Here is an 11840-nt window from a genome sequence, read left to right as displayed (position 1 = left end):
TATTTTACTTCAAAAACAAAATGTTATGGCTATTTTACTTCAAAAACAAAATGTTATGGCTATTTTACTTCAAAAACAAAATATCACGGATATTTTACTCCAAAAATAGAAACATTATCATCCAAAAATGAAAAAATTCTCACTTCCTTTAATTTTTATTTTCCTTCTAATTTTTTCCTCTTGCGTTTACTATAATACATTTTTCAATGCAAAAAAATATTATGCAGAAGCTCTCAAGGCAAAAGAACGCAACAATAATGAAATAAACAAAAATATTTCAGACAAATTTAACACAACTATCGGCAAATGTGCATATATTCTAAAATGGTATCCGAAAAATAAATGGGCTGCAAATGCCCTCTTGCTTATGGGAAAATGCTTTTACGAACAAGGTAACTATATAAAAGCACAAATTAAATTTGAAGAATTTGAAGAATATTATCCAAACAACAAATTATTTCCCGAAGCAAAATTGTATCTGGCGAAAACCCATTTGCAACTAAGAGAATTTGAGGAAGCAGAAAAAACATTTAACACGATTTTTTTCGACGATATTTTTTCAGATGTTCGCGATGATGCATATTTCGGATACGCTCAATTTTATTTTAAAAAAAATAATTATACCCGCGCAAATGAGATTTTGTCGGAACTTTTGGAGCAAAAAATCTCTAAAACCACCGAAAATAAGGCTTTGTCTCTGAAGGGGACATTAAATTTCCATCTTAATAATTATAACATTTCAAAAAATGTATTTGATAAAATTCTGAAAAATGACCCCACGAAAAATGAAAAACTTGATGCGAAATTATTTATAGCCCGTTGCTTAATTGCAGAAAAAAACCACAAAAAAGCTCATGAAATATTGGATAAATTGGCTGAAGATGAAACCCGAAAAGAATCCCTACATAAGATAAACCTTTATAACGGTTTTTGTAAAGCCTATCTTGGAAATACTGAAAAATCATTTGAAATGTTCAAACAATTGAAAAATGGAAATAGCGGAAAACCTCTTGTTTCGTTAATTAACTACTATTGGGGAGATGTGTTCTTTTCTATTTTAAACGATTATCAGAATGCCATTGACAAATTTAATTCTGTACAAGAAAAACATGTCCAAAAAAATATCTTTAAAGATTGCTCCGTCAAATTAAAAATTTCGACTTCATTTATTGAAATTAACGATTTGCAGGAACAAAATAAATTTTCGCAAATTGCTGACAAACAATTTATTATCGCAGAATATTATAACTTCGATTTGAATATTCCGGACTCTGCAATTAGTATTTATAACAATATTACAGAAAATTATTTTCTTTATAAAAACCGGCTTGATTCCATGCAGATTATTTACGATAGCCTTTTTGTAAATTCATACCCAATCCCTCTAACTGACAGCACTTTAACGGATTCAAGTATTTCTCTGCAGGATTCAACTCTCCAAAATGGAAAACAGGATACTCTTCTTACCTACCAAATTCCGGATTCAACATTTTTTTTACCCGATTCTACTCAAATTGCCACTGATTCTCTCAAACTTCCGGATACAACAAAAACCGTAATGGATTCTATTCCGAATGCAAAAGAAGCGCACATGTCCAAGAGAGAATTTCAAGAAAATATAGATAAATTGCAGCACATTATTGCTCAATACGACTCAATAATTCATCCCAAAAATTTATTCATGAAATTCTGGACTCTCCTAAAATTGAGCAACGATTCCCTTTCGTCTATAATAATCCTCGACAGTATGAAAATAAATTATCCGGAATCGAAATTTACTTTATCCGCTACAAAAATCACCAAAAATGAATCTTACGAGGATATCCTCTTCCCCAAAGATCCAGCCGAAGATTTATTCCTCAGTTCACTATCATCTTATTACGATGACGCCGATACGCTGAAAATGTTCACAATTCTTGATAGCCTGATAAATTATTACCCCGAAAGCAGTTTTTATCCTAAGGCTCTATATTTCAAATCAATAATTTTATTGAAACATTTTGCAGATACATCTCAGGCTAAACCTCATTTATTCGAATTAAAAAAAAATTTTGCAGATGCAGAATTTGTAAATGAAATAAGCACTTACTTCGATGGTGAAAATTATATTTTTCCTAAGATCGCTTCTACAACGGACACCACCAAAACTATTGAACCTACTCAAATCTTCAATACAACTATTCAAGATAGTGTCAATTTTCCAGATTCATCAAACAATTTTTACAAATCGGAGATTGATAGCCTCCAAGAAGGGAGCATAATAATACCCGATTCTACTGAAAATATCGAAAAGGAATAATTTTTTAAAACTGCGAAAAAACAATTACTGCAAAAGAAATTTTATTATTTTTTCTCTGTGTTTTCCGCCTCTTCTACCTGCCAAATAAAATTTTTTATCAGTTTTTACAGCGGGATTAAATGTTCCTTTTTATTATTCTCAGGATATGCTCTATGATTAAACAAAAAATGAAATCCGCTTTATTCCGAATAAACCCCTTAATAAAAATTTCATTCATCTTTTTTGAACTCGGCTGTATTTATTTTTTTCAGAGTAAAGCCATAACAATTTTCGTGCTCACAACGCTTGTCTTGTGTTTTATTTCCGAAATAAAATTACTCGGCAAAACCGTTTCCACATTGTTAAATATTAGCCCTTTATTGCTATCAATCCTAATTCTCGGTTTTCTTTTTGGGAACGATTATCAAAGCGATTTGAGAATTATTTTCCAGATTATCATTTTAGTTTGCTTTTCCGTCATCCTGATCAACACCACTTCTCCTTACGATCTTTTGCAATCGTTGAAGACTTTTTGTCCGGAGAATCTCTCAGAAAATTTAATTATCTTTTTCTATGGACTCATTTTTTTCTTCAATGTATTAATTGTTCAATTCAAAAACACGATTACCGCATATAAAATCCAAAAGAGTAAAACGCCGGCATTCACCGAATTGCCCGGAATGTTTTCCTCATATATCGAAAAAACTCTTCAAAATGTACATGTATTATCGTTCAAATCTACGAAATTGCTACAAGGTCGCTTTGCAAAAAAACTGTCGATCATTGATAGTATCCCTATCACTCTAATTTTGGTTCAAATTGGTTTTATTCTTAGATGAAAAAATTTTTAATAAATTTCAGTTATGATGGTTCGGATTTCCACGGTTGGCAAGTTCAAAAAAACACAAGAACAATTCAAGGTGTAATGGAAAATGCAGCCGAACAAATTTTCAAATCAAAAGTAACGATCATGGCTTCCGGCAGAACCGATAGCGGAGTTCATGCAATAAATCAATTTGCTCATTTCTCGGCAAAAACACGAATGAAACCGATAAATGTCCAAAAGGCTCTCAACAGTAATTTACCGAAAACAATTTTTATAAAAAAATGTGAATTAGCAGCTGAAAATTTTCACTCTCGCTTTGATGCTAAACAAAGATATTACTTCTACAAAATCACAAAACAATATTCACCCTTTAGCAGAAACTATGCGGTTTTCTTTCCAAATAAAAAAATATACTTGGACAAATTGAACCGAGCAGCAAAATACTTGCTTGGAGAACATAATTTTGAAGTTTTTGCAAAAGACACTTCCCACCTGAATCATTGCAATTGTGAAATTTACTCTGCCGAATGGAAGCAGGATGAAGAAAATTATTATTTCTCTATCTCTGCAAACAGATTTCTGCATAACATGGTCAGACGAATTGTTGGAACTCTCATCAAAATATCCGATGCTGATCTTTCAGATAATTTCATCGAAAGCATTCTAACGACACAGGATCATTCTTCTTTGGGAAATACAGCACCTGCACACGGACTTTATTTGGAAAACGTGAAATATTAATACAAAATATTTGACGGGAAAATCGCTTATCTCATTATGCGGTTTATATTTAGAGATAACTTAAAAATGATTATTTACAATCCATCCCAAGAAATTCACTAAGGAGGAAAAATGAAAGTTACGCATTTCAACGAAATTCCGCTTGAGAATGTTGATATTGAAGGCGTCAAAGATACAAAAATACGCTGGTTGATCTCCCAAAAAGACAATGCTCCCAATTTTGCTCTCCGCATGTTTGAACTAGAACCAGGTGGTTTCACTCCTCTTCATACACACGACTGGGAACACGAAGTTTTCGTAATACAAGGCAGCGGAACACTTGTTCTAAAAAATGAGACTATCCCATTTCAACAATGGGACGTAATTTATATAGATCCCAATTTTGAACACAGATTCAGAAATGACGGTGATACTTTGCTCCGATTTTTATGCGCTATTCCTCATAAAAAGGCTCAAAAGGTAAGCCAAAATCCACTTGGAGATTCACCGGTAAACAACTGCTGAACTTTTTTATGAATCTTCTCGCATTTGATACATCCACTACTTATGGCACTATTGCATTCGCTTCAGAAGGGAAAATTATTGCCGAAAATGTTTTCTCAAACCAGAAAACCCATTCTACCAAACTTCTTCCCGCTATCAAAGAACTTTTAAACGATTGTGATGTGTCAATCTCTAAAATTGACGCTATTGCAGTAGGAATCGGACCCGGTTCTTTTACCGGTCTGAGAATTGCCTTATCCACTGCAAAAGGAATTTGTTACGGACAAAAAATACCTCTTATCCCGATTTCAACCCTAACTTCCCTCGCAAATAATATCGCCAATCCTGCCTATCAAATTTGCTCTGTTCTAAATGCAGGTAGAGAACAATTTTTTACAGCTCTTTTTTCATCGTCTTTAGATGAAATTGAAAAGCCGCAAATTGTGGAGAAGAAAAATCTATTTAAAGATTTTCAAAAAAAAACGATATTGGTCGGACCACCTCTCGATGATCTCAACTATAGGTTAAAATCAAATCGCAAGAATATTCTTTTCACACCCTTCCATCTCAATTTCCCTCGAGCTTCATCCATGATAAATTATATTATCACAAAAAAAATAGAAATAAATTATAATTATAAACAAATTGCGGACATCCAACCATTATATCTTCGCAGAGCCGCAGCAGAAGAAAATTTTAAAAATTAAAAACATATTACAGGAGAATTATGCCAAGAAAATTTCATAACCCCTACCTTTTAAAAAATTTGTTAAATAAAAAGGTATTAGAACTCCACGAAATCGCAAGAGAACTCGGAGTTAAAAATTATAGTATCATCTCAAAGAAGCAGCTAACGTGGGATATTTTGGATACTCAAGCTGCAAATCAAGGATTGGTTTTCACAACCGGAATTATTGATATCACGAAAGATGGTTTTGGCTTTTTGCGTTCGGCAAAACGAAACTATACCAGCGGATATAGCGATATATACGTATCAAAAGCACAGGTAAAAAAATTCCGTATTAAGCAAGGTCATATGATTTCCGGACCGGTTCGTTCACCCAAAGAAGAGGAAAAATATTTTGCGCTTATCCGAATTGACGCCATTAATGGTGAACCACCTATAAACGCTGTTCGTCAGCCACCGTTCGAAAAACTTACCCCTCTTTATCCAGATAAAAAATTCAATCTGGAATCTGATCCAAATGACTTTTCCACTAGAATTATTGATATGTTTACTCCCATCGGAAAAGGTCAACGTGGATTAATTGTTTCTGCTCCCCGAACAGGAAAAACAGTATTGATGCAAAAAATTGTAAATGCTATTCTGAGAAATCATAATGACACGCATGTTATCGTTCTTCTTGTTGATGAACGTCCTGAAGAAGTTACTGAAATGAAAAGGATAATCGAACCAAATAATTCCGAAGTTGTCAGTTCAACTTTCGATGAAACAGCTCATCATCACGTCAGGCTTGCGGAAATGGTAATTGAAAAAGCAAAAAGAATGGTTGAATTTGGTAAAGATGTAGTAATATTATTGGATAGTATCACAAGACTTGCTCGTGCCTACAATACTCTTATGCCTGCAAGCGGAAGAGTTCTCTCGGGTGGTGTGGATGCAAATGCTCTTCATAACCCAAAACGTTTTTTTGGGGCTGCCAGAAATACGGAAGAGGGTGGAAGCCTCACAATTATCGCGACTGCCTTGATACACACCGGTAGCAAAATGGATACTGTAATTTTCGAAGAGTTTAAAGGCACAGGCAACATGGAACTTGTTCTTGATCGTTCAATTAGTGACTTACGCCAATATCCTGCTATTGATCTCATCACTTCCGGAACCAGAAGAGAGGAGCTGCTTCTCTCCGAAGATTTTCTCAATAGAGTGTTCATTCTGAGAAAAATATTAAAATCCCAAAGTCCCTACGACGCAATTCAGATGCTTAAAGATAAAATGGCTAAGACCACCAGCAACCGTGAATTTTTGAGTTTGATGAGTCAATAGACGCCTTTATTATTTTTTTCAAAACATCAGTGTTTTCGAATGCTGATGTTCATATTTTTCTACAGTTAGAGTTGCCGTCTATGAAACGCCTATTCTTTTTACTGATCAGTCTAATTTTCTCAACATTTTTCTTTTCTTATATTTATGCATATACTGTCTCTGATGCTGAATTGTTGATGAAGAAAAATGATTATGGGAATGCAAAAAAAATCCTCCTTAATATTTTGTCAGAAAAACCTGCAAAAGAGATAAAAATTAAAGCATGGTTTTTACTTTCCGAATGTGTAACTTCCCCAACTGATGCAAATTACTATCTAAAAAAAATCATTTCCATATCTCCGGACAAATATTCTTCCGAGGCGAATCTTAGAATGGGCAAAAACCTTTTTGCTAAAAAAAAATTTAAAAAAGCCAATGCCTGTTTTGAAAAAATCATAAATGATCCACATTCAGAATATTTTGAAGAGGCTCTTTTTTGTTCCGCAGAATCATATTATCATTTAAAGAAGTTTTCAAAAGCAATAATACGATATAGAAATTTTTTTGAATTCGGAAAAAAAGAATCCACTCTGGAATTATCGCAGATAATGATTGGAAATTCTTATTTTAAATTGGAAAATTATTCTTCTGCTATTGCAGCTTATCAAAAAGCACTTGAATCTGCAAAGGGAACGAACACAGCCCCATTCATTCTTTATCATATTTCTCAATCCTATGAAAAAATATCTCAATACAAAAAGGCTATGAATTCCTATAAAAAAATTATTAACGATTATCCTTACAGTCAGGAAAAACCATTGGCAGAAAACCGGGTCGTTTATCTCACGGAACACGGTTATCATGACTCATCTCTTAAAATGCCGGATATTACAATGAAATTAGAGGATTCATACGTTGTTCAACTGGCTGCATTTTTAAAAAGATCGCAAGCAGAAATTTCAATCAACAATTTTCAGCATAAAGGTTACGAGACCAAAATTTATGAAAAAATTATAAATGGGAAACAATATTTTTGCGTTGTTTTGAAACCTTTTCACACTTTTGATGAAGCAAAATACCAAAAATTAAAACTGAAAAAAGCCGGAATAGATTCTTTCATTTTTAAATCTAAATAACTTTTCAGATTACAATGACAAAAAATTCACAACCAAAACACACGCCCCTAATAAGCCAATTTCTAAAAATAAAGAAGGAACAACCCGACGCACTGCTGCTTTTTCGTATGGGAGATTTTTACGAAACATTTTTTGATGATGCAAAAAGAGCGTCTAAAATCCTCGGTATCACTCTGACTACACGCGATAAGAATAAAGCAACCGGTGTTCCTCTTGCCGGTTTCCCTTATCACGCTTTGGATACGTATCTAAAAAAATTATTAGATAATGGGATCAAAGTTGCAATCTGTGAACAAGTTGAAGATCCAAAAAAGACAAAAAAATTAGTGAAAAGAAAAATCGTGGAAGTTATAACTCCCGGAACAATCCTGGAAGATAATTATTTAAATAGTTCGAATAACAATTTTTTAACTTCAATTTTTCCGGAAAACGACAAATGGGGAATTGCTTCAATTGATATTTCTACCGGAGAATTTTCTTGCACCGAGATCAATGCCAAAAACCTCATTGATGAGCTGGTTCGAATTCATCCTTCTGAAATTCTTATTCCTGAAAATCAAATAAGTAATATCGAAAAAAGAATGCGAGGATTTTACAACCCGGTTTTTACAGAATATGAATCGTGGCGATTTGATTTCGTTGAAGCTGAAAATATTCTCAAGCAACATTTCGCAGTTGCTTCTTTGGATGGCTTCGGACTGAAAAGCAACTATTTGGCGATATCAGCCGCAGCTTCCGTTCTGTCTTATATTCAGGGCTTAAAGGGTGATGAAAATAATCATCTGACAAATATCACTTTTTATTCAGCTGAGAATTCTTTGCAAGTGGATTCAATCTCCCGCCACAATCTGGAACTAATTAAATCTATCCAAACTAAGGAAAAAAGTGGGACTTTGCTTGATGCGATCAACAAAACGAATACCCCTATGGGAAACAGATTGCTCCAGCATTGGCTTTTAAATCCCCTTATCGAAAAACATAAAATTGAACAAAGATTGAATGCAGTAGAAGAATTACTAAATAATGAGCAAATAAAAAACGCAATCATTGAGATCATTAGTGAAATTGGTGATATGGAGCGGATCATCGGTAAGGTGGGAAGCAAAAAGGTTTATCCCCGAGATTTAAACGCTTTGAAAGAATATCTCCAATTTGCACATCCTCTTGCTGATATTCTAAAAATCGTAAAATCGGAATTATTATGTGACCTTCATAATTCAATTCAAAATTTTGATGAGGTGGTTTTACTGATTGATAATGCGATCTGCGATGAAGCACCTCCCACAATCACTGCCGGTGGGATTTTTAAAGAAAACTACAATAATGAACTTGATGAATTACGTTCCATCAGCAAAAATGGAAAATCCTGGATTGCAAAGTTAGAATCCGAAGAGCGAGAAAAAACGAAAATTGAGCGGCTAAAAATAAAATTCAATAATGTCTTTGGATATTTTATCGAGATTAGCAATAGGCAAACTGACAAAGTGCCGGAATCCTACATCCGCAAGCAAACTTTGGTAAATTCGGAACGGTATATTACTCCTGAATTGAAAGAATACGAAAATAAAGTTCTCGGGGCAGAAGAACGAATCAAACAAATAGAGCATTCGCTTTTCAATGATATTCGCGAAAAAATGATCAAATTTATCAATCGAATGCAAAAATTTACTACCATTATTGCAAAATTGGATGTGCTTACAAATTTCGCTCAACTTGCCTATTATAATAATTATGTAAAACCAACAATTTCTAATGATACGGAAATTATTATCAAGGATGCCAGACATCCCGTCGTGGAAAAATTGATTTCTGAAGAAGAATTTATTCCAAATGATATTTACCTCAACAACAAATCTGACCGCATTCTTTTAATTACCGGTCCAAACATGGCGGGGAAATCAACTTATCTGCGACAGGTAGGATTAATCGTTATCATGGCTCACATCGGCTGTTATATTCCGGCTTCCAAGGCAACTATAAGCATAACGGATAAAATTTTCACCCGAGTTGGGGCTTCGGATAATCTGGCACTTGGGCAAAGCACCTTCCTTGTAGAAATGATCGAAACTGCAAACATACTTCATAATGCCACTCCGAGAAGCCTTATTTTACTTGATGAAGTGGGAAGAGGAACGAGTACTTTTGACGGACTCAGCATTGCTTGGGCTGTTGTGGAATATCTGCATGAAAATCAAAAAATCGCTGCCAAAACCCTTTTTGCTACACATTATCACGAATTAACCGAATTGGCAGACCTTTTTGACGGTGTAAAAAATTACAACATCACTGTTAACGAATGGAAAGATAAGATCATTTTTCTACGAAAAGTTCTTCCGGGAGCAGCCGACCAAAGTTATGGAATCCAAGTCGCCAAACTTGCAGGAATTCCGAATAAAGTGATAGAACGCGCCAAAGAAATTCTTTCTGAATTAGAAAAAAATGAACTTACTACAACCAATAAAGTGGAACGAACAAAGCGAAAATTGAAGACCAATATTCAAACTGATTTCCTCGATTATCTTTCAAATAAAGCGAGTGAAAAAAACGATATTCTCGAAAAATTACATAAGGTTGATATAAACAATCTATCTCCACTTGAAGCCCTAAATTTTCTGTCGGAGATTAAAAAAAAACTGTAACCTTGCCCTATTTCCTTCGCTTCCTAAGCAGTCCCGTCAGTTTTCTAAATTCTAATTTTCAAGCACCCACCATTTTCTCGTTCCCATCCGCCAACTGGCGGATGGGGAACGATCTTTTTCTTCAATCCCTAGCTTGGAGAAAAAAACTATTCAAAAAAAAACATCATCCCAATTTCGTGCATTCCAAAATTATTTACAAATAATAGATTTACTTTTCTTGACAATACAAAGTAAGATTAAATTTTTACTTGAAATGAATAATTTTTTATGGAAGGTTTAAATTTATGTCTAATAAAATTTTAAAACTATTTATAATTGTTCCTATTATTTTTTCAATCTCGCTTTCTAATTGCGCCAAAAAAAAGATTAGTCGCGTAGATGTTCTCATTTCCGATTTGGACTATGTGGATAAATATATACAAATTGATGCTGCTACCGAATTGGGAACAATTGGTGATCCGGTTGCTGTTGAACCGCTAATCACACTTCTTACAGATCCACATCCGGAAGTTAGAGTTGCCGGAATTACTGCTCTGGGATTGATTGGGGATCGGCGCGCTGTCGAACCGCTGATTCAATGTTTTAAAGATAAAAACACAGGTGTGCAAAAAAACGCAATTGATGCCCTTTTAACTATGGGTAATGCTTCTGTTGATCCTCTGATAATCGGACTTGATGATGAAGATTGGCATGTGCAGCAAAGTTGTGCAGAAACTTTGGGAAAAATAAAAAACAGAAAAGCTGTTCAACCTCTCGTCAATCTATTAAAAGCTAAAGACGGTGATGTTCGCCTTGCAGCAGCAGAATCTCTTGGAGAAATCGGTGATCCCCGAGCTGTAAAACCCTTAAAAGCCCTTCTCGAAGTTGAAGTAAAATTAAAAAACTGGAGTCAGGTTACTTCCATACAAGATGCAATAGAAAAACTGGAATAAATATTTTTTTCTGAAGTGTTATGATTACTATGTAATTAATTAAAATGAATTTAGATAAAGCCATCAAGAAAAAAAAGGTAAAAAAAATCATAAAATACTTAAAACATCATAAGGTGTTTTATCGGGTAAAAGCTGCCAGAGCTCTTGGTAAAATAGGGGATGAAAGAGCCATTGAAGCTTTGGTCAAATCCTTGCGGGATTTTTACGGAAGTGTAAAAACAGCAGCAGCCCAGTCTTTGATCAAAATTGGAAATCCGGCAATTGATATTTTAACCGAATCCATTCAAGATGATGATTGGTTTGTCAGAAGAGAATCAGCGAGAATATTGGGACTGATTGGTGATCACAAAGTAATTCAATACTTGGTGGAAGCTACCAGTGATAATGATAGTAGTGTTAGGATCGAAGTAGCAATTGCATTGGGAAATTTAAAAGCACCAGAAGCTGTAGATTACCTTCTCAAAGATTTACGTGATGAACATGGAAATGTGCGAGTTGAGGCTGTTATTGCTCTTGGAAAAATCGGAGATCGAAAAGCCACACGCCCCCTGATCCTTGCTGCAAATGATAATTACGTTCCTGTAAAAGAAGCATGCGCCAAAGCATTTGGTCAAATCGGTGATCCGGCAGCTGTGGATAAGCTGGTCGAACTTCTGGATTATCCCCATGGAAATGTAAGAACAAAAGCAAAACGGGCCCTAACAAAAATTGGAAGTGCTGCCTTGATGCCACTAAGAAATGCTGTGTTTACACACTCTTACGGGGGAAAAACTGCTGTACAGGAAACAATAGAATTGATCGAAAGAGGATGAGAACCA

Annotated in this window: 10 protein-coding genes; all 10 read left to right on the top strand. The window is 34.5% G+C overall.

Annotated features, from left to right (window positions below):
- Positions 1 to 127: 127 nt before the first annotated feature.
- The 10 genes from U9P79_10470 (at position 128) to U9P79_10425 (ending at position 11834) form a co-directional block, all read left to right on the top strand.
- Entirely contained in the window at positions 128 to 2299 is a 2172-nt protein-coding gene (locus U9P79_10470; protein ID MEA2105038.1) for a tetratricopeptide repeat protein, read from the top strand.
- Between the two features lie 152 nt (positions 2300 to 2451).
- Positions 2452 to 3117 carry a hypothetical protein gene (locus U9P79_10465; protein MEA2105037.1) on the top strand — a complete coding sequence of 222 codons (666 nt, stop codon included), beginning with the start codon at positions 2452 to 2454 and terminating at the stop codon, positions 3115 to 3117.
- Positions 3114 to 3845 carry a tRNA pseudouridine(38-40) synthase TruA gene (truA, locus tag U9P79_10460; GenBank protein MEA2105036.1) on the top strand — a complete coding sequence of 244 codons (732 nt, stop codon included), beginning with the start codon at positions 3114 to 3116 and terminating at the stop codon, positions 3843 to 3845. The genes U9P79_10465 and truA overlap by 4 nt, the downstream gene beginning before the upstream one ends.
- Positions 3846 to 3956: 111 nt before the next feature.
- A complete protein-coding gene (locus U9P79_10455; GenBank protein MEA2105035.1) occupies positions 3957 to 4349 on the top strand; it encodes a cupin domain-containing protein in 393 nt (130 codons plus the stop codon).
- Positions 4350 to 4357: 8 nt separating this feature from the next.
- Positions 4358 to 5035: a tRNA (adenosine(37)-N6)-threonylcarbamoyltransferase complex dimerization subunit type 1 TsaB gene (tsaB, locus tag U9P79_10450; GenBank protein MEA2105034.1), complete on the top strand. Its 678-nt coding sequence runs from the start codon at positions 4358 to 4360 to the stop codon at positions 5033 to 5035.
- Positions 5036 to 5055: 20 nt separating this feature from the next.
- Positions 5056 to 6336, top strand: coding sequence for a transcription termination factor Rho (gene rho, locus U9P79_10445; protein ID MEA2105033.1), 1281 nt, complete (start codon positions 5056 to 5058; stop codon positions 6334 to 6336).
- Positions 6337 to 6416: 80 nt separating this feature from the next.
- On the top strand, positions 6417 to 7451 hold the full coding sequence (locus tag U9P79_10440) for a tetratricopeptide repeat protein (protein MEA2105032.1): 1035 nt from the start codon (positions 6417 to 6419) through the stop codon (positions 7449 to 7451).
- A gap of 14 nt (positions 7452 to 7465) precedes the next feature.
- On the top strand, positions 7466 to 10090 hold the full coding sequence (gene mutS, locus U9P79_10435) for a DNA mismatch repair protein MutS (protein MEA2105031.1): 2625 nt from the start codon (positions 7466 to 7468) through the stop codon (positions 10088 to 10090).
- Between the two features lie 284 nt (positions 10091 to 10374).
- The gene (locus tag U9P79_10430; protein ID MEA2105030.1) at positions 10375 to 11022 is read left to right on the top strand and encodes a HEAT repeat domain-containing protein; all 648 of its coding nucleotides are present in this window, start codon (positions 10375 to 10377) and stop codon (positions 11020 to 11022) included.
- Positions 11023 to 11066: 44 nt separating this feature from the next.
- Positions 11067 to 11834 (top strand): HEAT repeat domain-containing protein, encoded by a 768-nt coding sequence (locus tag U9P79_10425; protein ID MEA2105029.1) that lies wholly within the window; start codon positions 11067 to 11069, stop codon positions 11832 to 11834.
- The last annotated feature ends 6 nt before the right edge of the window (positions 11835 to 11840 follow it).

It is taken from the genome of Candidatus Cloacimonadota bacterium (assembly GCA_034661015.1).
In the GTDB taxonomy this organism is placed as follows: domain Bacteria; phylum Cloacimonadota; class Cloacimonadia; order JGIOTU-2; family JGIOTU-2; genus JAYEKN01.
Note: the sequence above shows the minus strand (reverse complement) of the source record. Positions and strands in the feature narration are given on the sequence as shown.

Excerpts from the sequence above, each read along its gene's own strand:
- U9P79_10470 (MEA2105038.1), top strand. The coding sequence starts at position 128 with ATGAAAAAATTCTCACTTCCTTTAATTTTTATTTTCCTTCTAATTTTT.
- U9P79_10465 (MEA2105037.1), top strand. The coding sequence starts at position 2,452 with ATGATTAAACAAAAAATGAAATCCGCTTTATTCCGAATAAACCCCTTA.
- truA (MEA2105036.1), top strand. The coding sequence starts at position 3,114 with ATGAAAAAATTTTTAATAAATTTCAGTTATGATGGTTCGGATTTCCAC.
- U9P79_10455 (MEA2105035.1), top strand. The coding sequence starts at position 3,957 with ATGAAAGTTACGCATTTCAACGAAATTCCGCTTGAGAATGTTGATATT.
- tsaB (MEA2105034.1), top strand. The coding sequence starts at position 4,358 with ATGAATCTTCTCGCATTTGATACATCCACTACTTATGGCACTATTGCA.
- rho (MEA2105033.1), top strand. The coding sequence starts at position 5,056 with ATGCCAAGAAAATTTCATAACCCCTACCTTTTAAAAAATTTGTTAAAT.
- U9P79_10440 (MEA2105032.1), top strand. The coding sequence starts at position 6,417 with ATGAAACGCCTATTCTTTTTACTGATCAGTCTAATTTTCTCAACATTT.
- mutS (MEA2105031.1), top strand. The coding sequence starts at position 7,466 with ATGACAAAAAATTCACAACCAAAACACACGCCCCTAATAAGCCAATTT.
- U9P79_10430 (MEA2105030.1), top strand. The coding sequence starts at position 10,375 with ATGTCTAATAAAATTTTAAAACTATTTATAATTGTTCCTATTATTTTT.
- U9P79_10425 (MEA2105029.1), top strand. The coding sequence starts at position 11,067 with ATGAATTTAGATAAAGCCATCAAGAAAAAAAAGGTAAAAAAAATCATA.